20 protein-coding genes are annotated in these 22,688 nt (G+C 67.2%); 17 read left to right on the top strand and 3 right to left on the bottom strand.

All coding sequences use genetic code 11. From position 1 onward, the window contains the following. The first annotated feature begins 56 nt into the window (after positions 1 to 56). The gene (locus A5784_RS19465; RefSeq protein WP_082944940.1) at positions 57 to 512 is read left to right on the top strand and encodes a hypothetical protein; all 456 of its coding nucleotides are present in this window, start codon (positions 57 to 59) and stop codon (positions 510 to 512) included. 24 nt (positions 513 to 536) lie between these two features. On the opposite strand, the gene A5784_RS19460 is transcribed toward A5784_RS19465, so the two are convergent. Further along, on the bottom strand, positions 537 to 2,768 hold the full coding sequence (locus A5784_RS19460) for a heavy metal translocating P-type ATPase (RefSeq protein ID WP_064946538.1): 2,232 nt from the start codon (positions 2,766 to 2,768) through the stop codon (positions 537 to 539). A 111-nt stretch (positions 2,769 to 2,879) separates the two neighbouring features. On the opposite strand from A5784_RS19460, the gene sigC reads away from it, so the two are divergent. From sigC to secA, 8 genes are all read left to right on the top strand, one after another. Next, on the top strand, positions 2,880 to 3,431 hold the full coding sequence (gene sigC / locus A5784_RS19455; protein ID WP_064946537.1) for an RNA polymerase sigma factor SigC: 552 nt from the start codon (positions 2,880 to 2,882) through the stop codon (positions 3,429 to 3,431). A gap of 13 nt (positions 3,432 to 3,444) precedes the next feature. Then, positions 3,445 to 4,071 carry a dTMP kinase gene (locus A5784_RS19450; protein WP_064946536.1) on the top strand — a complete coding sequence of 209 codons (627 nt, stop codon included), beginning with the start codon at positions 3,445 to 3,447 and terminating at the stop codon, positions 4,069 to 4,071. A gap of 82 nt (positions 4,072 to 4,153) precedes the next feature. Next, positions 4,154 to 4,840 carry a two-component system response regulator MtrA gene (mtrA, locus tag A5784_RS19445; protein WP_029373661.1) on the top strand — a complete coding sequence of 229 codons (687 nt, stop codon included), beginning with the start codon at positions 4,154 to 4,156 and terminating at the stop codon, positions 4,838 to 4,840. Further along, complete coding sequence (gene mtrB / locus A5784_RS19440; RefSeq protein WP_082944939.1) at positions 4,837 to 6,483, top strand: MtrAB system histidine kinase MtrB; 1,647 nt, start codon at positions 4,837 to 4,839, stop codon at positions 6,481 to 6,483. Before mtrA ends, mtrB begins: the two co-directional genes overlap by 4 nt. Further along, a complete protein-coding gene (lpqB, locus tag A5784_RS19435) occupies positions 6,480 to 8,240 on the top strand; it encodes an MtrAB system accessory lipoprotein LpqB (protein WP_064946534.1) in 1,761 nt (586 codons plus the stop codon). Before mtrB ends, lpqB begins: the two co-directional genes overlap by 4 nt. Before the next feature lie 40 nt (positions 8,241 to 8,280). After that, on the top strand, positions 8,281 to 8,910 hold the full coding sequence (locus A5784_RS19430; protein WP_064946533.1) for a ComF family protein: 630 nt from the start codon (positions 8,281 to 8,283) through the stop codon (positions 8,908 to 8,910). A 319-nt stretch (positions 8,911 to 9,229) separates the two neighbouring features. Beyond that, entirely contained in the window at positions 9,230 to 9,877 is a 648-nt protein-coding gene (gene hpf, locus A5784_RS19425; protein ID WP_197514801.1) for a ribosome hibernation-promoting factor, HPF/YfiA family, read from the top strand. A gap of 150 nt (positions 9,878 to 10,027) precedes the next feature. Beyond that, positions 10,028 to 12,883 (top strand): preprotein translocase subunit SecA, encoded by a 2,856-nt coding sequence (gene secA / locus A5784_RS19420; protein WP_064946531.1) that lies wholly within the window; start codon positions 10,028 to 10,030, stop codon positions 12,881 to 12,883. On the opposite strand, the gene A5784_RS19415 is transcribed toward secA, so the two are convergent. Continuing rightward, the gene (locus tag A5784_RS19415) at positions 12,880 to 13,377 is read right to left on the bottom strand and encodes an Rv3235 family protein (protein WP_064946530.1); all 498 of its coding nucleotides are present in this window, start codon (positions 13,375 to 13,377) and stop codon (positions 12,880 to 12,882) included. The two genes, secA and A5784_RS19415, sit on opposite strands and share 4 nt — an antisense overlap. A gap of 139 nt (positions 13,378 to 13,516) precedes the next feature. On the opposite strand from A5784_RS19415, the gene A5784_RS19410 reads away from it, so the two are divergent. The 7 genes from A5784_RS19410 to A5784_RS19380 all read left to right on the top strand — a co-directional run bounded on the left by A5784_RS19410 (position 13,517) and on the right by A5784_RS19380 (position 21,730). Beyond that, a complete protein-coding gene (locus A5784_RS19410; RefSeq protein ID WP_082944938.1) occupies positions 13,517 to 15,427 on the top strand; it encodes an ABC transporter ATP-binding protein/permease in 1,911 nt (636 codons plus the stop codon). An 18-nt stretch (positions 15,428 to 15,445) separates the two neighbouring features. Then, positions 15,446 to 16,855, top strand: coding sequence for a WS/DGAT/MGAT family O-acyltransferase (locus A5784_RS19405; RefSeq protein ID WP_064946529.1), 1,410 nt, complete (start codon positions 15,446 to 15,448; stop codon positions 16,853 to 16,855). A 65-nt stretch (positions 16,856 to 16,920) separates the two neighbouring features. Beyond that, positions 16,921 to 17,778: a polyphosphate kinase 2 gene (gene ppk2, locus A5784_RS19400; RefSeq protein ID WP_064946528.1), complete on the top strand. Its 858-nt coding sequence runs from the start codon at positions 16,921 to 16,923 to the stop codon at positions 17,776 to 17,778. A gap of 30 nt (positions 17,779 to 17,808) precedes the next feature. After that, a complete protein-coding gene (locus A5784_RS19395) occupies positions 17,809 to 18,306 on the top strand; it encodes a DUF6912 family protein (protein WP_064946527.1) in 498 nt (165 codons plus the stop codon). Between the two features lie 175 nt (positions 18,307 to 18,481). Then, entirely contained in the window at positions 18,482 to 19,630 is a 1,149-nt protein-coding gene (locus A5784_RS19390; RefSeq protein WP_064946526.1) for a ferredoxin reductase, read from the top strand. A 68-nt stretch (positions 19,631 to 19,698) separates the two neighbouring features. Further along, positions 19,699 to 20,982: a fatty acid desaturase family protein gene (locus A5784_RS19385; RefSeq protein ID WP_064946525.1), complete on the top strand. Its 1,284-nt coding sequence runs from the start codon at positions 19,699 to 19,701 to the stop codon at positions 20,980 to 20,982. Between the two features lie 109 nt (positions 20,983 to 21,091). Next, the gene (locus A5784_RS19380) at positions 21,092 to 21,730 is read left to right on the top strand and encodes a TetR/AcrR family transcriptional regulator (protein WP_232006136.1); all 639 of its coding nucleotides are present in this window, start codon (positions 21,092 to 21,094) and stop codon (positions 21,728 to 21,730) included. On the opposite strand, the gene A5784_RS37660 is transcribed toward A5784_RS19380, so the two are convergent. Further along, the gene (locus A5784_RS37660) at positions 21,727 to 22,014 is read right to left on the bottom strand and encodes a hypothetical protein (RefSeq protein WP_082944937.1); all 288 of its coding nucleotides are present in this window, start codon (positions 22,012 to 22,014) and stop codon (positions 21,727 to 21,729) included. The two genes, A5784_RS19380 and A5784_RS37660, sit on opposite strands and share 4 nt — an antisense overlap. 224 nt (positions 22,015 to 22,238) lie before the next feature. On the opposite strand from A5784_RS37660, the gene A5784_RS19370 reads away from it, so the two are divergent. Continuing rightward, positions 22,239 to 22,661, top strand: coding sequence for a PASTA domain-containing protein (locus A5784_RS19370; RefSeq protein ID WP_064946523.1), 423 nt, complete (start codon positions 22,239 to 22,241; stop codon positions 22,659 to 22,661). The last annotated feature ends 27 nt before the right edge of the window (positions 22,662 to 22,688 follow it).

The raw sequence follows: 22,688 nt of genomic DNA, 5'->3' as shown, positions 1-22,688 counted from the left end.
TCGGCGCGACCAGATATGCGGACGACGAAACCGGGTCGGGTGAAGGAGGATCAGCGGTGACGGGCGACGCATTCATGGACACCCTGCGCACGATCGAAGGCCGCGTGCTCGACGAGGTGTGGATGGGGCGGTCGCGGTTCGCCGGCGGTGTTGCGGCCGTGCTGGTCCTTGCTGTCAGCGCGGTGACGTGGTGGTGCCTCGGGGATACCGGTGCAGCACAAGGTGTTCCGGCAGTGAGCCTGGTGATGTTCGCGCTCGCAGGCGCGGCGTCCTCGGTGGCGCTGGCCCGGCGACGCTACCGCTGGTGCTGCGCCGCGGCGTATTTCAGCGGGTTGGCCACCGTGATCGGCGTCGGCGCGCTGTGGTGGCTACGCACCGGACACCACGGCACCGGGCTGGCCTGGTTGGTGGCCGCCGACCTTGCCGTGGCGGCGTTGACCGGCCACTGGCTGACGCTCGTCTTCACACCCATCGAACGGTCCCAGCCGGACATGCGGACGCGTGGCCGATGAGGGGCACGGTCCCGCTCGCGGCGGCTAACGCCCGAAGTTGCGCAACCGCAAGCTGTTCGACACCACGAAGAACGACGAGAACGCCATCGCCGCACCGGCGATCAGCGGGTTGAGCAACCCGGCCGCGGCGATGGGGATGGCCGCCACGTTGTAGCCGAACGCCCACACCATGTTGACCCTGATGGTGCGCATGGTGGCCGCGGCCAGATCCAGCGCGAGCGGGACGACGTCGAGGTTGTCGCGGACCAGGATGATGTCGGCCGCGCCGATCGCCACGTCGGTGCCCCGCCCGATCGCCATGCCGAGATCGGCGCAGGCCAGCGCGGGCCCGTCGTTGATGCCGTCGCCGACCATCGCCACGACACGGCCGCGGTCGCGCAGCTGCTCGATGACGTCGACCTTGCCCTCGGGCAGCACATCGGCGATCACCTCGTCGATGCCGACCCGGTCAGCGACCGCTGCGGCCGACGCCGGATTGTCCCCGGTCAGCAGCACCGTGCGCAGGCCCCGGCGGTGCAGCGCGGCGACGGCATCGGCAGCGGTGTCCTTGACGGCGTCGGACACCGCGATGACCCCGCAAGCCTCGCCGTCGACCTCGACGTACACCACGGTGTCGCCTCGTGATTCGGCGCTGCGGCGGCCCGCGAGCAGGGTCGGCGAATCACAGTGCGGGGCGATCCAGGACGGTTTGCCCACCCGCACGGCCCGGCCGGTGACGGTACCGCTGACCCCACGCCCCGCGACCGCGCGAAAATCCTGCACCGGTTCGCCGCGGCCACCGGCGGTCGCGATGGCCAGCCCCACGGCGTGTTCGGATGCCGACTCCACGGCCGCGGCCAGGGCGAGCACGTCCTCGGGCCGCCACCCCGACACCGCGACGACCGTGTTGACGCTGAGCCGGCCCGTCGTCAGCGTTCCGGTCTTGTCGAAGACGACGGTGTCCACCGCCCGAGTCGCCTCCAGGGACTGGTGGCCCTTGAGGAAGATTCCGAGTTGGGCGCCGCGACCGGACGCCACCATCATGGCCGTCGGCGTCGCCAGGCCCAGCGCGCACGGGCATGCGATGACCAGCACCGCAAGCGCGGCCGAAAACGCGCGGTCGGGCCCGCCGCCGGCGAGCAGCCACGCGGCGGCCGTCAGCGCCGACAGCGCGAACACCGCGGGCACGAACACCGATGCGACCCGGTCGGCGAGGCGTTGTGCGTTGGCCTTCTGGGTCTGGGCGTCCTCGACGAGCCGGACCATCCCGGCGAAGCGGGTGTCGGCGCCCACCGCGGCGGCCTCGATGATCAACCGGCCGTCGAGCACCACCGTGCCGCCGATGACGTTCGAGCCGGCGTCGGCGCGCACCGGTCGGGCCTCACCCGTCATCGCGCTCATGTCGACCGCCGCAGTTCCCTCGATCACCAGTCCGTCGGCAGCGATCGTCTGCCCCGGGCGCACCACGAACCGCTGCTGCTCCTTGAGCTCGTCGGCCGGGATGAGCATCTCCGAACCGTCGGCGAGCAGCACCGTGACGTCCTTGGCCGACAATGCCGCCAGCGCACGCAGCGCCCCGCCCGCCTTCGACTTGGCCCGCGCCTCGAAGTAGCGTCCGGCCAGCACGAACACCGTCACCCCGGCCGCGACCTCGAAGTAGATGGCGTCGCTGCCCAGCAGCGCCTGCCAGATGCCTCGGCGGTCGGTGGTGTGGTGGGTGCCGAACAGGGTGAAGAGCGACCAGATCGTGGCCGCGGTGATGCCGACCGAGATGAGCGTCTCCATCGAGGCGCTGCGGTGACGCGCGTTGCGCAGCGCGACGCGGTGAAACGGCCACGCCGCCCACGTCACCACAGGCAGCGCCAGCGCGGTGAGCACCCACGTCCAGCCGGCGAAGCGCGTACTGGGCACCACGGCGAACATCACCGAGAGATCGGCCAGCGGCACGAACAACACCGCCGCGACGGCCAACCGGATCAGCAGGCTGTGCGCGTGATCGGCGTCGGGATCCCCGTCCTCGTCGACGCCGCCGTTACGCGGTTCGGCGTCATATCCCGTCCGCTGCACGACCTCACACAACTCCTGCGAGCCGGTCTGCTCATCGGCATCGATGGTCGCGACCCGGGTGGCGAAATTCACCGACGCCCGCACACCGGGCAGCTTGTTCAGCGCCTTTTCCACGCGGTTGGCGCACGCGGCGCAGGACATCCCGCTGACGTCCAGTTGGATCCGTCGCGTGCTGACCGCGTCGTCGCATACCGGTGCCGAACTCGACATCGTGTCGCTTACCTCCTTGAAAACCTGGGCCGCCGGACTTTGCCCATGCGTCTACTGGTCGGTGCAACGCGGCGAAAAGTTCCCGGGCGCGATGGCCTAGGGTGACTAGCCGTGGCGACAGGTGATGACGACCAAATTACTCACCTCGCCAAATCCGCGGGCCGCGGCGACCAGGCCGCACTGTCCCAGTTCATCGAAGCCACCCAGCGGGACGTCTGGCGCACGGTGGCGTACCTGGCGGACCCGGGCAGCGCCGACGATCTGACGCAGGAGACGTTCCTGCGGGCCATCCGCGCGCTGCCGCGATTCAGCGGCCGGTCCAGCGCCCGCACGTGGCTGCTGTCGATCGCCCGGCGGGTGGTGGTCGACCAGATTCGCTACAACACGAGCCGTCCACGCACCGTGCACGTGGTCGAACTCGACGACGTCGCCGGGGCCGCCGGGCGCGGCGCGCGGATCGAGAACATGGTCGAGATCCGGATGCTGTTGGCAGATCTGGACGCCGACCGCCGCGAAGCGCTGATCCTCACCCAGGTGATCGGCATGTCCTACGCCGAGGCCGCCGAGGTGTGCGGCTGCCCGGTCGGCACGATCCGGTCGCGGGTGGCGCGCGCCCGCGACGATCTGATGCGTGCCGCGAACGCCGACGACCGCGCCGGGTAGTTAGGCTCGCGGCGTGCTGATCGCGATCGAAGGCGTCGACGGCGCCGGCAAACGCACTCTGACCAACGGGCTACGGGCGGCGTTCGAGTCCGCGCACAAGTCCGTCGGCACCCTGGCGTTTCCGCGCTACCACCATTCCGTGCCCGCCGACCTGGCCGCGGAAGCCCTGCACGGCGCGCACGGCGACCTCGCCGAGTCGGTGCACGCCATGGCGGTGCTGTTCGCGTTGGACCGCGCCGGCGCGCGCGAGGAGATCGAGCATCTGTGCGCCGCCTACGACGTCGTCATCCTCGACCGCTACGTGGCCTCCAACGCCGCCTACAGCGCGGCGCGGCTGCATCAGGGCGCTGACGGCGAAGTGGTGTCCTGGGTGCGTGAGCTGGAGTACGACCGGTTGAAGCTGCCGAGGCCGGACTGGCAGGTGCTGCTCGATGTGCCCACCGAGCTGGCCGCCGAGCGCGCCGAGCACCGGGCCAACACCGAGGCCGACCGAGCCAAGGACGCATACGAGCGCGACGGCGGGCTGCAGCGACGCACAAGTGAGGTGTACGCCGGGCTCGCCGCCGCCGACTGGTGCGGTCGGTGGGCGCTCGCGGGGCCCGACGTGGACCCGGCCGCGCTGGCGCTGCGGTTCGGCTGAGCGCGTCCATCGGAGCGCACATGCAGATCAACCCAAGATCACCGCGTGTGGTACCCGAGTTTTATCGCATTCTGGTGACACCATGGACTCCATGAGGCAAAGGATCCTTGTCGTAGACGACGACCCATCGCTGGCCGAGATGCTCACCATCGTGTTGCGCGGTGAGGGTTTCGACACCGCGGTCATCGGCGACGGCAGCCAGGCGCTCACCGCCGTCCGCGAGCTGCGACCGGATCTGGTTCTACTGGACCTGATGTTGCCCGGTATGAACGGCATCGACGTCTGCCGCGTGCTGCGCGCCGACTCCGGTGTACCGATCGTCATGCTGACCGCCAAGACCGACACCGTCGACGTGGTCCTCGGGCTGGAGTCCGGCGCCGACGACTACGTGATGAAGCCGTTCAAGCCGAAGGAATTGGTGGCCCGGGTGCGGGCACGCTTGCGCCGCAACGAAGATGAACCGGCTGAGCTGCTGTCGATCAGCGACGTCGAGATCGACGTTCCGGCTCACAAGGTGACCCGCCAAGGCGAACAGATTTCGCTGACACCGCTGGAGTTCGACCTGCTCGTGGCCTTGGCGCGGAAACCGCGGCAGGTGTTTACTCGTGATGTGCTGCTCGAACAGGTGTGGGGATATCGCCACCCCGCTGACACCCGTTTGGTGAACGTGCATGTCCAGCGGTTGCGGGCCAAGGTCGAGAAAGACCCGGAGAACCCGCAGGTGGTGCTGACCGTTCGAGGAGTGGGATACAAGGCCGGACCCCCGTGATCTTTGGTTCCAGACGGCGCATTCGTGGGCGCTGGGGAGGTTCCGGCCCACTACTGCGCGGATTGGGGACGCTGGGCAGGGCTGTTGGTCTGATTTGGCGCCGCTCGCTGCAATTGCGGGTGGTGACGCTGACGCTCGGGCTCTCGCTTGCCGTCATCCTGGTGCTGGGATTCGTGCTGACCAGTCAGATCACCGACCGGATCCTGGAAGTCAAGGTCAAGGCTGCCACCGAAGAGGTCGAGCGGGCCCGAAACACCGTGAGCGGCATCGTCGGTGGGGAAGAATCGCGGTCCCTGGACAGCAGCCTGCAGCTGGCGCGCAACACCCTCGTCGACCGCAAGGCCGATGTCCGTGGTGACCTCGCGGGCGCGTTCGACGCGGTCCTCGTGGTCCCGGGCGACGGACCCCGCGCGGCCACGTCGGCGGGCCCGGTCGCTCAGGTGCCCAATGCATTACGTGACTTCGTCAAGGCCGGCCAGGTCAGCTACCAATACGCCACGGTCCGCACCGACGGGTTTTCCGGGCCGGCCCTCGTGGTCGGCACCCCGGCGTCGTCGTCGGTGCCCAATCTTGAGCTGTACCTGATTTTTCCGCTGAACAACGAGGAAAGCACCATCTCGCTGGTGCGCGGCACGATGGCCACCGGCGGCATCGTGCTGCTCGGGCTGCTGGCGGCCATCGCGCTGCTGGTGGCCCGTCAGATCGTGCAGCCGGTGCGGTCGGCATCGCGCATCGCGGAGCGGTTCGCCGAGGGCCACCTCACCGAGCGGATGCCCGTGCGCGGCGAGGACGACATGGCCCGCCTGGCGGTGTCGTTCAACGACATGGCCGAGAGCCTGTCCCGGCAGATTCAGCAGCTGGAGGAGTTCGGTAACCTGCAGCGCCGCTTCACCTCTGATGTGAGCCATGAGCTGCGAACCCCGCTCACCACGGTGCGGATGGCGGCCGACCTGATCTACGACCACAGCGACGACCTCGATCCGGCACTGCGCCGCTCGACCGAGTTGATGGTCAACGAACTCGACCGGTTCGAGACACTGCTGGCCGACCTGTTGGAGATCTCGCGCCACGACGCCGGTGTCGCCGAACTGTCGGTCGAATCGGTGGATCTGCGCGGCACCGTGCGCAACGCGTTGGAGAACGTCGGGCACCTGGCCGCCGATGCCGCCATCGAACTCGATGTCGACATGCCGGACACGGAAGTGATCGCCGAGGTGGATCCGCGGCGGGTGGAACGCATCCTGCGCAATCTCATCGCCAACGCGATCGACCACGCCGAACACAAGCCGGTGCAGATCCGCATGGCCGCCGACGAGGACACCGTCGCCGTCACCGTGCGCGACTTCGGTGTCGGGCTGCGCCCCGGCGAGGAGAAGCTGGTGTTCAGCAGGTTCTGGCGGTCCGATCCGTCGCGCGTGCGGCGCTCCGGTGGCACCGGGCTCGGCCTGGCCATCAGCATCGAGGATGCACGGTTGCACCAGGGCAGGCTCGAGGCCTGGGGCGAGCCGGGTAAGGGCGCCTGCTTCCGGCTGACCCTGCCGCTGGTCCGCGGGCACAAGGTGACCGCGAGTCCGCTGCCGCTCAAACCGATTGAACCGCAACATAACCCACGCCGACAGGTAAGGGAAGAGGAGAACGTGTGAAGCGCCTGCTGGCCGCGTCGATCGTCGGCCTGGTGGTGCTCACGTCGGGCTGCGCCGGAATTCCCAACACGTCCTCACCGCAGGCCATCGGAACCGTCGAGCGCCCCGCGCCGCAGAACCTGCCCAAGCCGTCGCCCGAGATGGATCCCGACGTGCTGCTGCGGGAATTCCTCAAGGCCACCGCGGATCCCGCCAACCGCCATCTCGCGGCGCGGCAGTTCCTCACCGAATCGGCGTCGAGCTCGTGGGACGATGCGGGCAGTGCCCTGCTGATCGACCGCGTGGTGTTCGTCGAAACCCGGAGCTCGGAACGGGTTTCGGTGACCATGCACGCCGACATCCTCGGATCGTTCTCCGACCTGGGTGTGTTCGAGACGGGGGAGGGCGCGTTGCCCGACCCGGGGCCGATCGAACTGGTCAAGACCAGCGGCGGGTGGCGCATCGACCGGCTGCCCAACGGGGTTTTCCTTGACTGGCAACAGTTCCAGTCGACCTACAAACGCAACAACCTGTATTTCGTCGACCCGACCGGCAACACCGTCGTACCGGATCCGCGTTACGTCGCGGTGTCCGACCCTGACCAGCTGGCCACCGAATTGGTCACCAAACTGATCGCAGGCCCGCGCCCCGAGATGGCCAAGTCGGTGCACAACCTGCTGGGCGCTCAGCTGAAACTGCGCGGGCCTGTCACCCGTGCGGACGGCGGCAAGACCGGCGTGGGCCGCGGCTACGGCGGCGCCCGGATCGATCTGGAGAACCTCTCGGCAAGAGATCCGCACAGCAGGCAGCTGCTGGCCGCGCAGATCATCTGGACCTTGGCGCGGGCGGGTATCAGCGGGCCGTACGTGATCAACGCCGACGGAGCGCCGCTGGACGACCGGTTCGCCGACGGCTGGGAGACCTCCGACGTCGCCGCCACCGATCCGGGCGCCGCCCCTGGCGCCGCGGCGGGGCTGCACGCGCTGGTGGGCGGGTCGCTCGTCTCGCTGGAGGGCCAGGAGGCGCCGCGGGTCGCGGGTTCGTTCGGATTGGCGCCCAACCAGGTCTCGGCGTCGGTGTCGCGCAACGGCCAGGAGGCCGCGTCGGTGGTGGTCGTGCCGCCGGGCGCCCCCAGTCCTCCCGCCACGCTGTGGATCGGCCCACTGGGCGGCACCGCGGCGCAGGCCCTGGAAGGCCGGACCCTGTCGCGCCCGAGCTGGGCGTTGGACCAGGCGGTCTGGGTCGTGGTCGACGGCATCAACGTGGTGCGGGCGATCCAGGACGCTTCCGGTGCCCCGGGCCGGATCCCGGTGGACACGACCGCGGTGGCCACCCGCTATCCCGGCCCGATCACCGACCTGCAGCTGTCCCGCGACGGCACCCGGGCGGCCATGGTCATCAACGGGCAGGTGATCCTCGCCGGGGTCGAGCAGAACCAGGACGGACAGTTCCAGCTGACGTATCCGCGCCGGCTCGGCTTCGGGATGGGCAACACGGTGGTGTCGCTGGCCTGGCGGACCGGCGACGACATCGTGGTGTCCCGCACCGATCCGCAGCATCCGGTGTCCTACGTCAACATCGACGGCGTCAACTCCGACGGCCCGAGCCGCAACCTGGTGATGCCGGTGACCACCGTCGCGGCCAACCCGTCGACGGTGTATGTGGCCGATCAGCGTGGCGTGCTGCAACTTTCGGCGTCGGCCAGCTCCGACAACCCCGGCTGGTCGGAGGTGCGCCCATTGATGGTGCCGGGCGCGCTTCCGGTGCTGCCGGGCTGAGCCGACCGGATATGTCGGTCGTGCCGCGCACACTGCGGGCATGCTCGACCTGATCCTGCCGCTGGAATGCGGCGGTTGCGGCGCCCCGTCGACGCGGTGGTGCCCGGCGTGCGCGTCGACGCTGGCGGTGCGCGCCGACGAACCGCACCTGGTCACCCCGCGCACCGATCCCGGCGTTCCGGTGTTCGCCCTCGGCCGCTACGCCGGTGCCCGGCGCCAGGCCATCGTGGCCGCCAAGGAGCGGGGCCGCACGGATCTGGTGGCGCCGCTCGCGGCCGCGCTGCGGGACGGTTTGGATCGGCTGCTGGCGTGGGGTGTCGTCGACGCGCCGCTGACCGTGGTGCCTGCCCCCACCCGCAGGCTCGCCGCCCGCCGCCGCGGCGGGGACCCGGTCACCGCGATGGCCGTCGCGGCGTGCGCGGGACGGCCCGGGGTGCGCACCGTGCCTGCGTTGCGGCTGCGGCCATGGGTCCGCGATTCCGTCGGCCTGTCGGGCACCGCCCGGCAACGCAACATCGCCGGACGGGTCCGGGTGGTGGCCGGTGTGACCGGTGAGGTGCTGCTCGTCGACGACATCGTGACGACCGGTGCCACGGCTGCCGAGTCGGTGCGCGTACTGCGTGGCGCGGGGGCGAATGTGGCCGGTGTGTTGGTCGTCGCACATGCCTGACACAGGTGGCAATTACCGCGCAATCAAACAGAAATGAAGAACTGCAAACATGTCGTCGAAATTGGTGGCACGAACCGGTGAACACGGACTACCGTCGGCACCAACCACCCGTGAACACCTCACGGCGACGCTCCATCACAGCGTCACTTCACCGCACCGGTAGGAGGTGAGTACTCGACACCTTGCGCCGATGGGGAGAGCGACAAAACCCTGACCCATCGCCGCGATTCGTTAGAGCCCGGCACGCAGATCGCGTGCAACGAGTGAGAGAAACGAGTTGCCAAGTATGTCAACCAATTCCCTGGATTCAGGCCCCGCGATGGTGGTCGAGGATCGTGACACAGGTGCCAACCCCGAGCCCAACGCGGAAGTTGTGGTCAAGGGGCGCAACGTGGAAGTCCCCGATCATTTCCGAATCTACGTCTCGGAAAAGCTGTCACGCCTGGAGCGCTTCGACCGGACCATCTACCTCTTCGACGTCGAACTTGACCACGAACGCAACCGACGACAACGCAAGAACTGCCAGCACGTCGAAATCACTGCCCGTGGCCGCGGCCCCGTTGTCCGCGGCGAGGCGTGTGCAGACAGTTTCTATGCGGCCCTCGAATCCGCAGCCGGAAAGCTTGAGGCCAGGCTGCGCCGCAGCAAGGACCGCCGCAAGATCCACTATGGCGACAAGACCCCCGTATCACTGCACCAGGCGACCACGCCCGACCACCTGGCCGGGGACACCGCCGCTGACGAGGCGGTCGATGCGACCGAACCCGCAGTCATCGACGATCACGAACCCGGCCGCGTGGTCCGCACCAAGGAACACCAGGCCACGCCGATGACCGTGGACGACGCCCTCTACGAGATGGAACTGGTCGGCCACGACTTCTTCCTCTTCCATGACAAGGAGAGCGACAAACCGTCGGTGGTATACCGGCGGCACGCCTACGACTACGGCCTCATCCGACTCGCCTGATTCGTCGAACCGGCCAAGAACGCACCCCGGAGCGATCCGGGGTGCGTTTTCGTCTTCGCCGAGTGAGTACAACCAGGTATTTCGACGGGTCACCTACGATGGACCACGATCAACACCGAAAGATCCATCGATACCCACAGGGGAAATAGCGTGCTGTCGAAGTTGCTCCGTCTCGGTGAAGGCCGCATGGTCAAGCGCCTCAAGAAGGTGGCTGACTATGTCAACACTTTGTCCGACGACGTCGAGAAGCTCTCCGACGCCGAGCTGCGAGCCAAGACCAACGAGTTCAAGAAGCGGGTCGCCGACGGCGAGGAGCTCGACGACCTGCTGCCCGAGGCGTTCGCGGTAGCCCGCGAGGCGGCGTGGCGCGTGCTCAGTCAGCGTCACTTCGACGTCCAGGTGATGGGCGGCGCGGCGCTGCACTTCGGCAACGTCGCCGAGATGAAGACCGGTGAGGGCAAGACCCTGACCGCAGTGCTGCCCGCGTATCTCAATGCGCTGAGCGGAAACGGTGTGCACGTCGTCACCGTCAACGACTACCTGGCCAAACGCGACAGCGAGTGGATGGGCCGGGTGCACCGTTTCCTCGGCCTCGACGTCGGCGTCATCCTCTCCGGAATGACCCCTGACGAGCGTCGGGTCGCCTACGCCGCCGACATCACCTATGGCACCAACAACGAGTTCGGCTTCGACTACCTGCGCGACAACATGGCGCACTCCACCGAGGACATGGTGCAGCGCGGCCACAACTTCGCCATCGTCGACGAGGTCGACTCGATCCTCATCGACGAGGCCCGTACGCCGCTGATCATCTCCGGGCCGGCCGACGGCGCCTCGAGCTGGTACACCGAGTTCGCCCGGCTGGCGCCGTTGATGAAGAAGGACGTCCACTACGAGGTGGACATCAAGAAGCGCACCATCGGCGTGCACGAGCTGGGTGTGGAGTTCGTCGAAGACCAGCTCGGTATCGACAACCTGTACGAAGCCGCCAACTCGCCGCTGGTCAGCTACCTCAACAATGCGCTGAAGGCCAAAGAGCTGTTCGAGCGCGACAAGGAGTACATCGTCCGCGACGGCGAGGTGCTCATCGTCGACGAGTTCACCGGTCGCGTGCTGCTGGGCCGCCGCTACAACGAGGGCATGCACCAGGCCATCGAGGCCAAGGAGCACGTCGAGATCAAGGCCGAGAACCAGACGCTGGCCACCATCACCCTGCAGAACTACTTCCGCCTGTACGACAAGCTCTCCGGCATGACCGGTACGGCCGAGACCGAGGCCGCCGAGCTGCACGAGATCTACAAGCTCGGTGTGGTGCCGATCCCCACCAACAAGCCGATGGTCCGGCAGGATCAGTCCGACCTGATCTACAAGACCGAAGAAGCCAAGTACATCGCGGTCGTCGACGACGTCTCGGAGCGCTACGAGAAGGGCCAGCCGGTCCTCATCGGCACCACCAGCGTCGAACGCTCGGAGTACCTGTCGCGGCAGTTCACCAAGCGCAAGATCCCGCACAACGTGCTCAACGCCAAGTACCACGAGCAGGAAGCCGGCATCATCGCCGAGGCGGGCCGGCTCGGCGCGATCACGGTGGCCACCAACATGGCCGGTCGCGGCACCGACATCGTGCTCGGCGGCAACGTCGACTTCCTGGCCGATCAGCGGCTGCGTCAGCAGGGTCTCGACCCGGTCGAGACGCCCGAGGAGTACGAGGCCGCCTGGGACGACACCCTCAAGAAGATCAAGGAAGAGGCCGGCGAAGAGGCCGAGAAGGTCGTCGCGGCCGGTGGCCTCTACGTGCTGGGCACCGAGCGTCACGAGTCCCGGCGTATCGACAACCAGCTGCGCGGCCGGTCCGGTCGTCAGGGCGACCCCGGCGAGTCCCGGTTCTACCTGTCGCTGGGTGACGAGCTCATGCGGCGGTTCAACGGCGCGACGCTGGAATCGCTGCTGACCAGGCTCAACCTGCCCGACGACGTGCCGATCGAGGCCAAGATGGTGACCCGCGCCATCAAGAGCGCGCAGACCCAGGTCGAGCAGCAGAACTTCGAGGTCCGCAAGAACGTCCTCAAGTACGACGAGGTGATGAACCAGCAGCGCAAGGTCATCTATGAAGAGCGCCGCATGATCCTCGAGGGCGAGAACCTGCAGAAGCAGGCCCACGACATGCTGGTCGACGTCATCACCGCCTACGTCGACGGCGCCACCGCCGAGGGCTATGCCGAGGACTGGGATCTGGAAACCCTGTGGACGGCGCTGAAGACCCTCTACCCGGTCGGCATCGACCACCACGATCTGGTGGACTCCAACGCGGTGGGTGAAGCCGGTGAGCTGACCCGCGACGAGTTGCGAGACACCCTGATCAAGGACGCCGAACGGGCCTACGCCGAGCGAGAGAAGGAGCTGGAGGCGATCGCCGGCGAGGGGGCCATGCGGCAGCTGGAACGCAACGTGCTGCTCAACGTGATCGACCGCAAGTGGCGTGAGCACCTCTACGAGATGGACTACCTCAAGGAGGGCATCGGACTGCGCGCGATGGCGCAGCGCGACCCGCTGGTGGAGTACCAACGCGAGGGCTACGACATGTTCGTCGGCATGCTCGACGCCCTCAAGGAGGAGTCGGTCGGCTTCCTGTTCAACGTGCAGGTCGAGGCCGCCCCGGCACCCCCGAGCGCTCAGGTGGCCCCGGTGGCCGCTCCGCAGGGCCTCGCCGAGTTCGCCGCGGCGGCTGCGGCCAAGGCGTCGGAGTCCTCGGAACCCGCCGCCGAGCCTGCCGCGGTGGCCACCAAGGAACGTCCGGCCGCACTGCGGGCCAAGGGCATCGAGGACAGCAATCCGCAGCTGACGTACAGCGGGCCGTCCGAGGACGGCTCGGTGGAGGTACAGCGCTCGGGTAATGGCGGTGGCCGACATGCCGCGCCTAACGGCGGCAGCCGTCGGGAGCGTCGGGAAGCGGCGCGCCGGCAGGCCAAGACCGGCAAGCCGACGCGGTCGCACCGCAAGGGCTAACCCACCTGCAGAGCTGTCAATTGCCAACGGCCGCCGTGTAATTCGATTTTGGCGGCGATGGCGTGCACCCGGGGCCCGCGAGTGAAGGTGGCGAACACCTCGGCGGCCCCTGGCCCGGGTGCGGCGCGCAACCGCACCCGGCGCAGCGTGGCTGCGGCCGCCTGCCGGGCCGGCAGTGCCAGCACCGCATCGAGCACCTGCGGGCTGATCAACGGGCGTAACTGCGCGGGTGGCCTGCGCCGGTCGATGACCTCCAGCACCCGGCGCAGCACCGCCTCGGCGAACTGCGTGGATTCCGTCTGCGGCGGATGATCGGCCTGCTCGACCAACCGCAACCGGCGCGGGTTCGGCCGGTGCAACGCGGTGGGTGCCGGGCAGCTCTTTGCCCGGGACACCGCAGTGGACAGTGGGGTGAGCGGGTAGGCGGGCGGCTCGAAGTCGATCACCGGCGACGTCAGCGACGGCGGCGCCGGGGTGGTTTCGGGAACGGGCACGGCAATCTCCAGCGGTGGTCAGGTACAGGACACATCTGCTGGAGAGGTGCAGACCCGTTCATCATCGCACGCCCGATTGATGTCCCGAGCGCCCAGTTTCGCCGGATACCGTGGCGGTGTCCGACGGACGGGGGCAGAGATGGTTCAACCCAGCATCGATTGGCCCGGCGAGCCGCTGCGCTCGCTGGTGTGGACACTGCAGGCGTGGGTGATCACCTTCGTGGTGTTCCTCGCGGTGGCGTTCGTCGTGGCCCGTTGCACCCGCTGGGGACAACAGTTCTGGCGGGTCAACGCGCCGTTCTTCACCGGCAGTTGGCGCACCTGGGCGCTGCTGGCGTTCATGCTGTGGCACACGGTGTATTCGGCGCGGGTGGTGGTGATCTTCACCTACCAGTACGCGGACCTGATGAACGCCGTACAGGTCGGTGCCGAGGCGCTGGCCACCCACGATGCGGACAAACTGGATGCCGCGCGTCATGCGTTCATGACATCCTTTGCGATCAGCGGGATTCTGGTACTGCTCACCGTGATCTACACCGTGGTGGACCTGTTCCTGCGCCGGGTCTTGGCGATCCACTGGCGCATCTGGCTCAACACCCGCCTGGTCGACGACTGGATGACCGGGGATGCCTTCTACCGCAACCGCTTTCTGCACCCTCCGGTGGAGAACCCCGATCAGCGGATCCAGACCGACATCGAGACCTTCACCACCAAGTCGGTGGACATGAGCGTCGGCGCGGTCAACAAGTCGTTGTTGATCGTGATGTTCACGGGCGTGCTGTGGCAACTGTCCGGCCCATTGCAGTTGGGCGGCTGGGTGATTCCGCGGGCCATGGTGTTCGTGGCATTCGTCTTCTCGATCACGGTGACGCTCATCGCGTTCTGGATCGGCCGGCCGCTGGTGCGGCTGAACTTCCTCAACGAACGGTTCAGTGCGAGTTTCCGCTACGCACTGGTGCGCCTGCGGGACAATGCCGAACGTGTCGCGTTCTACCGGGGCGGCGAACGTGAGCGGCAGTTGCTGCACTCCCGGTTCGCCGAGATCATCGCCAACATGTGGCGCATCGTGTTCGCCCAATTGCGGCTCAACGGCTGGAATCGCGGCGTCGGCGACGTGACGACCGGCATGATTCCCTACATCGTGCAGGCGCCGCGGTTCTTCGCCGGACAGATCACCCTCGGCGGCTTGCTGCAGACCGTCGCCGCGTTCGGAAACGTCTGTGGCGCACTGTCGTTCTTCCGGGACAGCTACGACGAGTTCACCGTCTACCGGGCCGCCCTGATGCGCATCGACCAGATGCTGGATGGTGATCGCCGCGCCCGCGAACTGCCCCGGATCAGTGTCGGCGCCGCGCAGGATTCGCTGGCGCTCACCGGCGTCGGGGTCAGCGATCTGAGCGGTAATCCGCTGATCTCCGATCTGACGATGGTGTTGACCGCCGGTGACAGCGTGGTGGTGAAGGGTCCGTCAGGCTGCGGGAAAACCACCCTGCTGCGCAGCCTGGCCGAATTATGGCCTCGGACAACGGGTCTGGCATGTTATCCCGCCGGATGGGCGACGCTGTTCCTACCGCAGCTGCCGTATCTGCCGCTGGGGGATCTGCGGGAGGCGGTGGTGTACCCACTTCCGGTTGCCGACGTCACCGACGACACATTGCGGAACACGCTGCGCGCGGTGGCCCTCGGGCATCTGATCGAACGCCTCGACGAGGAGGCGGACTGGGCGTCGGTGCTGTCGCTCGGTGAGCAGCAGCGGGTCTCGTTCGCGCGGGTGCTGCTGGTCCGGCCCCGGGTGGTGTTCCTCGACGAGTCGACGTCGGCGCTGGACGAGGGTCTTGAGGATGCCATGTACACCCTGGTGCGCGAGCGGCTGCCCGAGTGCGTGGTGGTCAGCGTCGGTCACCGGTCCACGATCGACCGCCATCACCGCTCCCGGCTGCAGTTGACCGGCGGGGGCCACTGGGAACTGTCCCCGCTGACCTGGATTGACGCACCCGTCATGCGCACTAACAGTTCGGCCGGTTACCGTGACGGGGATCATGGCGACTGAAGGGGAGGTTGGCGCCGCATGGTGAGCAGGCTGTCGGCGTCCGACGCATCGTTCTTCCACTTGGAAAACACCTCGACCCCGATGTATGTGGGGTCGTTGGCGATACTGCGCAAACCCCGTGCCGGACTGAGCTACGAGACGCTTCTGGCGACCGTCGAACAGCGGCTGCCGCAGATTCCGCGCTACCGGCAGAAGGTGCGTGAGGTGACGTTGGGGCTGGCCCGGCCGGTATGGGTCGACGACCGTGACTTCGACATCACTTACCACATCCGCCGCTCGGCGCTGCCGTCGCCGGGCAGCGATGCCCAGCTGCACGATCTGGTCGCCCGGCTGGGCTCGCGTCCACTGGACAAGACCCGTCCGCTGTGGGAGATGTACCTGGTCGAAGGGCTCACCAAGAACCGCATCGCCATCTACACCAAGACCCACCAGGCCTTGGTCAACGGAATGACGGCCCTGGAGATCGGCCACGTGATCGCCGACCGTACGCAGAAGCCGCCCGAGTTCGGCGAGGACATCTGGATTCCGGCCCGCGAACCCAGCGACCGGCAGTTGGTGCTCGGTGCCATCGGGGAGTGGATCGCCCGGCCGACCAGCCAATTGGCCGCCGTCCGGGACGCGGTCTTCGATCTGGCCACCAACAGCGGTGAGCTGGCGGCAGTCGGTCGCCGGGTGGCCGATGCGGTGCGCACCGCGGCCCGCGGCACCGCCCCGAGCAGCCCGTTGAACACGACGGTGTCGCGCAACCGCCGGTTCTCGGTGGCCGAGCACCGGCTGGAGGACTACCGGTCGGTGCGCGCCCGCTACGACTGCGACATCAACGATGTGGTGCTCGCGGTGGTGGCCGGGGCGCTGCGCAACTGGCTGCTGTCCCGCGGCGAACCGGTCACGCCCACCACCACAGTGCGGGCGATGGCGCCGATGTCGGTGTACCCCGACGCCGAACTGGACTCGACCGCGCCCGGACAGGCGATCAGTGAGGTGTCGCCGTTCCTCGTCGACCTGCCGGTGGGGGAGGGTAACCCCGTCGTGCGGCTCTCCCAGATCGCCCACGCGACCGAATCGCATTCCACCGCGGCCAGCCTGGTCGACGCGCGCACCATCGTCACGCTGTCGGGGTTCGCCCCGCCGACGTTGCATGCCATGGGAATCCGTGTGGCGACGGGCTTCTCGGCCCGGTTGTTCAACCTGTTGATCACCAATGTTCCCGGGGCGCAGAAGCAGATGTACGTGGCCGGGACCAAGCTGCTGGAGACCTATGCGGTACCGCCGCTGCTGCAGAATCAGGTACTGGCCATCGGCGTGACGTCCTACAACGGCATGCTGTATTTCGGGATCAACGCCGACCGTGACGCCATGAGCGATGTCGACGTGGTGCCCAGCCTGCTGCGCGAATCGCTGGAGGAATTGCTCGACGCGGCCAGATGAGCCGCCGACCTCCGGCACGGCGGGATCCGTGCGGCAATGGCGCTGCGCGCACCTAGAATTCGCGCATGAGTGCAGCATCGAACGACGGACCGGCCGACGGGCAGAAGCGCAGCGGCAAGCAGAAGCTCTCGAACAAGGTCTATGAGGCCGAGTTGTTCCGGCTGCAAACAGAGTTCGTCAGGATGCAGGAGTGGGTGCGGCACACGGGCGCCCGCATCGTGGTGGTGTTCGAGGGTCGCGACGCCGCGGGCAAGGGCGGCACCATCAAGCGGATCACCGAATATCTCAGCCCGCGCGTCGCCAGGGTGGCCGCACTGCCCGCACCCACCGAACGCGAACGCGGGCAATGGTATTACCAGCGCTACATCGCGCATCTGCCCGCCAAGGGCGAGATCGTGTTGTTCGATCGGTCCTGGTACAACCGGGCCGGCGTCGAACAGGTGATGGGTTTTTGCACGCCGCGCGAGCATCAGCTGTTCCTGCGGCAGACCCCTATCTTCGAGCAGATGCTGCTCGAAGACGGGATCCTGCTGCGCAAATACTGGTTCTCGGTGTCCGACGATGAGCAGCTGCGCCGGTTCCAGTCGCGTAAGGACGATCCGGTCAGGCAGTGGAAGCTCTCGCCGATGGATCTGGAATCGGTATACCGCTGGGAGGACTATTCACGGGCCAAGGACCAGATGATGGTGCACACCGATACGCCGCAAAGTCCTTGGTACATCGTCGAATCCGACATCAAGAAGCATGCCCGGCTCAACATGATGGCGCATTTGCTGTCCACCATCGACTACCACGACGTCGAGCGGCCGCCCGTGACATTGCCTGATCGCCCCGTGCAGACGGGCGACTACCGGCGCCCGTCGCGGGACCTGGCCCGATACGTCGACGATCATGTCGCGACACTGATCGGGGACCGCGAGTAGAACACCGCTGCGGACGGCTAGTCTCGCGGGGTGCGCGTGTACATCCCGGCGACTCTGGCCGGCCTGCAGCAGCTCGTCGCCGACCGGGTCCTGCTCGTGACGAACGGGACCGCGTTCGCGGTCACGCCGACACTGCGTGAGGCCTACGCCGAGGGTGACGACGACGAGCTCGCCGAGGTGGCGCTGCAGGAGGCGGCCTTGGCCTCGCTGCGCCTGCTCGCCGCGGGGGGCGATACCGGGCTACCGGCGCGGCGGGCGGTGGTGGTCGCCGAGGTGGCCTCGGCGACGCCGCGGCCCGATCTCGACGACGCGGTGGTGCGGCTGTCGGGGCCTGTGCCCTTCGACGACATCATCGCGGCCTACGTGGACAACGCCGCCGCCGAACCGGCGGTGCTGGCGGCTGTGGAAGTGATCGACGACGCCGATCTGGGCGACGAGGACGCCGAGCTCACGGTCGGAGATGCCCAGGATCACGACCTCGCCTGGTATGCGTCGCAGGAACTGCCGTTCCTGCTCGAACTGCTGTAGCGACGCCGGACGCAACTTCAAGGTCATCATGAAGGACGGCAAGGTCTACAAGAACTCCCTGGTCTCGTAGTCGCCGAACCGCTTGATCTGGGGGAGAATCAAAACCATGATTTGTGCCGCGCGCCGGATGCTACGACTAGCTACGGCACCGTAAGTTACGGTACCGTAGGTTGTCATGGCCAAGAACTCCATCAAAGTCTCGGCCAATGTGGCCGACACCGTCCGTCCCACTGTCGCGGGTGCCAAGGAGCGTCCCGGCTGGCATGCGTTGCGTACCATCGCGGGCCGGATCACCACACCGCTGCTGCCCGATGACTACCTGAAGCTCGCCAACCCGCTGTGGTCCGCGCGCGAGCTGCGGGGCCGGGTGGTCGAGGTGCGTCAAGAGACGTCCGACTCGGCAACGCTGGTGGTCAAGCCGGGCTGGGGATTCTCGTTCGACTACGAGCCGGGGCAGTACATCGGCATCGGCGTGCTGATGGACGGCCGGTGGCGGTGGCGCTCCTACTCGCTGACCTCCGTGCCGGACAAGCATCCGATCGCCGGTCAGCGCACCATCGCGATCACCGTCAAGGCGATGCCCGAGGGCTTCCTGTCCAGCCACCTGGTCAACGGCCTGGCGCCCGGCACCGTGGTGCGGCTGGCCGCCCCGCAGGGCAACTTCGTCATGCCCGACCCGGCGCCGGCCTCGGTGCTGTTCCTCACCGCCGGATCCGGTATCACCCCGGTCATGTCGATGCTGCGCACGCTGGTGCGCCGCGATCAGATCACCGACATCATCCATGTGCACTCCGCGCCGACGGAGGCGGACGTGATGTTCGGGGCCGAGCTCGCCGAGTTGCACGAGGCGCATCCCGGCTACCGGCTTCATCTGCGCAGCACGCGCACCGAGGGGCGGCTGGACCTGTCCCGGCTGGCCGAGGTGGTGCCGGACTGGCAGGACCGCCAGGCCTGGGCGTGCGGGCCGGAGGGCATGCTCAACGACGCCGAGAAAGTGTGGGCGGCGGCGGGTATCCCTGAGCATCTGCACCTGGAACGGTTCGCGGTGTCGCGCGCCGCGGTGCATGGTGTTGGGGGCACGGTGACGTTCGAGCGCAGCGGCAAGTCTGTCGATGTCGACAGTGCGACGCCGTTGATGGATGCGGGTGAACAGGTCGGCATCCGGATGCCCTTCGGGTGCCGGATGGGTATCTGTCAATCCTGCGTGGTGGGTCTGGTCGGCGGACACGTCCGCGACCTGCGTACCGGCGTCGAATATGAGCCAGGGAACCGGATTCAGACCTGTGTTTCGGCGGCTTCCGGCGATTGTGTACTCGACGTTTAAGCTTTACTGACTGGTAACCTACGGCATCGTAGGTTACGCTACCGTAGGTAAGAGAGAGGAGGCTGACGATGGCTATCACCGACGTTCCCGCGTTCGCGCATCTCACCGATGCCGATATCGAGAACCTGGGCATCGAGCTCGATGCGATCCGTCAGGACATCGAAGACTCCCGTGGCGAGCGCGATGCGCGCTATATCCGCCGCACCATCGCCGCCCAGCGCGCCCTCGAGGTGTCGGGCCGGCTGATGCTGGCGGCGAGCTCGCGCCGCTCGGCCTGGTGGGCGGGCACCGCGACTTTGGGCGTGGCCAAGATCATCGAGAACATGGAGATCGGCCACAACGTCATGCACGGCCAGTGGGACTGGATGAACGACCCCGAGATTCACTCCTCGACATGGGAGTGGGACATGAGCGGGGCGTCCAAGCACTGGCGGTTCACCCACAACTTCATGCACCACAAGTACACCAACATCCTCGGCATGGACGACGATGTGGGCTACGGCCTGATCCGGGTGACCCGCGATCAGCGCTGGAAGCCGATGAACCTGCTCAACCTGTTCTACAACACCATGCTGTGCACGTTGTTCGAATGGGGCGTGGGGCTGCAGCACCTGGAGCTCGGCAAGATCTTCAAGGGTCGCGACGACCGCAACGCCACGTTGATCAGGGTCAAGGAATTCGGCATCAAGGCCGGCCATCAGGTGGCCAAGGACTACGTCGTCTGGCCCGCGCTGACGGCACTGTCACCCGGTGCGACGTACAAGTCGACCCTGAAGGCCAACGCCGTGGCCAACATCATCCGCAACGTGTGGGCCAACGCCGTGATCTTCTGCGGCCACTTCCCCGACGGCGCGGAGAAGTTCACCAAGACCGACATGGTCGGTGAGAGCCGCGGCCAGTGGTACCTGCGGCAGATGCTGGGCAGCGCCAACTTCGAGAACGGCCCGGTGCTGCGGTTCATGAGCGGCAACCTGTGCCACCAGATCGAGCATCACCTGTATCCGGATCTGCCGAGCAACCGGCTCTACGAGATCTCCATCCGGGTCCGGGCGCTGTGCGACAAGTACGACCTGCCCTACACCACGGGGTCGTTCCTGGTGCAATACGCGAAGTCATGGCGCACCATCGCCAAGCTGTCGCTGCCGGACCGGTTCCTGCGGGACACCGCCGACGATGCGCCGGAGACCCACAGCGAGCGGATGTTCGTGGAGCTCGACGCCGTAGAAGGCGGATTCGGCCAGACCGATCCCGTCACCGGGCGTCGCCGCGGCCTCAAGACCGCGTTCGAGACGGCACGTGAGTGGCGTCGTGAGCGCCGGGCGGCCAAGCGTGCCGTGAAGCACGCCGCGTAGCTGACACGTCGACACTGCGGTGAGATCGCGGTCCATCCGGACCGCCGATCTCACCGCAGTTGTCGTTTCGGGGTGAAATGGACCGTAGTGTCCGGTTTACAGTGGGGTGGTGTCCGAACAGCAGCCGGTGATGCGCCGGCGGTTGACGCCCCGCGGGGCCGCCACCCGCGGCCGGATCGTGGCGGCGGCTGCGGAGTTGATGTACGTCAAAGGCGTTGCGGCGACCACCATCGATGAGGTGCTTGCCGCAAGCGCGGCCAGCAAATCGCAGTTCTACCAGCATTTCGAAGACAAGTCGGAGCTGGTGTACGAGGTCATCACGCTGCAGGCCGGTGAGGTGCTGTCGTGGCAGCGGCCGCGGTTGGAGAAGGTCGACACGCTGCGAGGGCTCGACCTGTGGCGGGACGCCATGGTCCAACGTTGCACGCTGCGCCGCGGCCTGTGGGGCTGCGAACTGGGGTCGCTGGCCGCCGAACTCTCCGACAGCGACGACCGCGCACGGGTGGCCCTGGCGCAACACTTCGCCCAGTGGCGTGATCTGATTGCCGACGCGCTGGGTCGCATCCGCGACACCGGTGTCCTGCGCGCCGACATCGACACGAAGGACTTGGCCACCGGCTTGCTCGCCGCTGTCGAGGGTGGCTACCTGCTGTCGCAGACCGCGCACGACCCACGCCTGATGCAGTCGGCGCTGAACCTCGCCATCGCCCACATCAAGTCGTATCAGACTGCAGCGCAGACGAATTAGCGGTTATGAGTGCCGGGCTCGGCCGTCGGTGCGGGCGGCGCCTTCACAGTCGGGGTGAAGAGGTTCCCGCCGCCGGGGTTGATGCTCTTCTCGGTGGGCTCCACGGTCGGTGCCGTGGGGGCCGGAGCCGGCGTCGTGGTGGTTGTCGTCGTAGTGGTCGTGGTGGTCGGCGTACTCGGAGCCTTTTCGCCTGACGTGCTGCAGGCAGTGAGGCCACCAAGGGTGACCAGGGCTGCCAGGCCTGCGGTTGCGGCGAGTCGGCGGGAGAATCGGCCTGTGGTCATCTCGATGTCCTGTCTTTTTGGCGAGCTCAACAAAGTGAACTTTATCGTCCAGTTTGTATGTGGTCAACGTGGCTAGCTGCTGGTATGTGGATAATCACGCGAACGTACGGACGAAGGGGTCCATGCTGTGAGGATTCCAAGCAACTGTGCGACGTATTCCCAGAGTCTTGACAGCTACCCCACATAACCTCATGCCCTCACTGTGAAACGGCTAGGAGGACGGAATGAAGAAGCTGGTTGGTATGGCTGCCATAGCAATCGGTACGTCGGTCATTCCGGTGGGAATCCTGGCGACCGGCGTGGCATCAGCGGATGACTACGCGGGCAAGACCTACGCCGATGCGCAGTCGGCACTGTCCGACGCCGGGATGAAGGGGGTCATCGCCACCCGCTCCGGGGACACGCAGCCCGACGACAAGTGCGTGGTGACGAGCTCGGAAAAGGCGCCGTGGATCAAGGGCGACAGCTTCGCGCCGGTCACCGACACCGTGCTGCTCAACCTGAACTGCAGCGCCAGCGTGGCCACGGCGACCCAGCCCGGTAACTCCGCGGCCAGTCCCGAAGGGCGGGCCGCGATTCAGGCGGCGCAACAGCAGGCGGCGCAGGACCAGGCGCAGGCGGCTGAGGACACCACCAAGAAGCACTGATCGGCAGCTGAGGGTTTCCGTCGAGCC

Origin of the sequence: Mycobacterium sp. 852013-50091_SCH5140682, assembly GCF_001665685.1 — a bacterium.
GTDB lineage: Bacteria > Actinomycetota > Actinomycetes > Mycobacteriales > Mycobacteriaceae > Mycobacterium.
The sequence above is the reverse complement of the archived record's forward strand: the minus strand, read 5'-3'. Positions and strand labels throughout refer to the sequence as shown.

Bases quoted from the DNA above. Each gene is read 5' to 3' on its own strand.
- ppk2 (WP_064946528.1), top strand. From the start codon at position 16,921: ATGAGTGCAGCATCGAACGACGGACCGGCCGACGGGCAGAAGCGCAGC.
- mtrA (WP_029373661.1), top strand. From the start codon at position 4,154: ATGGACTCCATGAGGCAAAGGATCCTTGTCGTAGACGACGACCCATCG.
- hpf (WP_197514801.1), top strand. From the start codon at position 9,230: ATGGTGGTCGAGGATCGTGACACAGGTGCCAACCCCGAGCCCAACGCG.
- A5784_RS19405 (WP_064946529.1), top strand. From the start codon at position 15,446: ATGGTGAGCAGGCTGTCGGCGTCCGACGCATCGTTCTTCCACTTGGAA.
- A5784_RS19410 (WP_082944938.1), top strand. From the start codon at position 13,517: ATGGTTCAACCCAGCATCGATTGGCCCGGCGAGCCGCTGCGCTCGCTG.
- A5784_RS19460 (WP_064946538.1), bottom strand. From the start codon at position 2,768: ATGTCGAGTTCGGCACCGGTATGCGACGACGCGGTCAGCACGCGACGG.
- A5784_RS19390 (WP_064946526.1), top strand. From the start codon at position 18,482: ATGGCCAAGAACTCCATCAAAGTCTCGGCCAATGTGGCCGACACCGTC.
- A5784_RS19370 (WP_064946523.1), top strand. From the start codon at position 22,239: ATGAAGAAGCTGGTTGGTATGGCTGCCATAGCAATCGGTACGTCGGTC.
- A5784_RS37660 (WP_082944937.1), bottom strand. From the start codon at position 22,014: ATGACCACAGGCCGATTCTCCCGCCGACTCGCCGCAACCGCAGGCCTG.
- A5784_RS19385 (WP_064946525.1), top strand. From the start codon at position 19,699: ATGGCTATCACCGACGTTCCCGCGTTCGCGCATCTCACCGATGCCGAT.
- A5784_RS19430 (WP_064946533.1), top strand. From the start codon at position 8,281: ATGCTCGACCTGATCCTGCCGCTGGAATGCGGCGGTTGCGGCGCCCCG.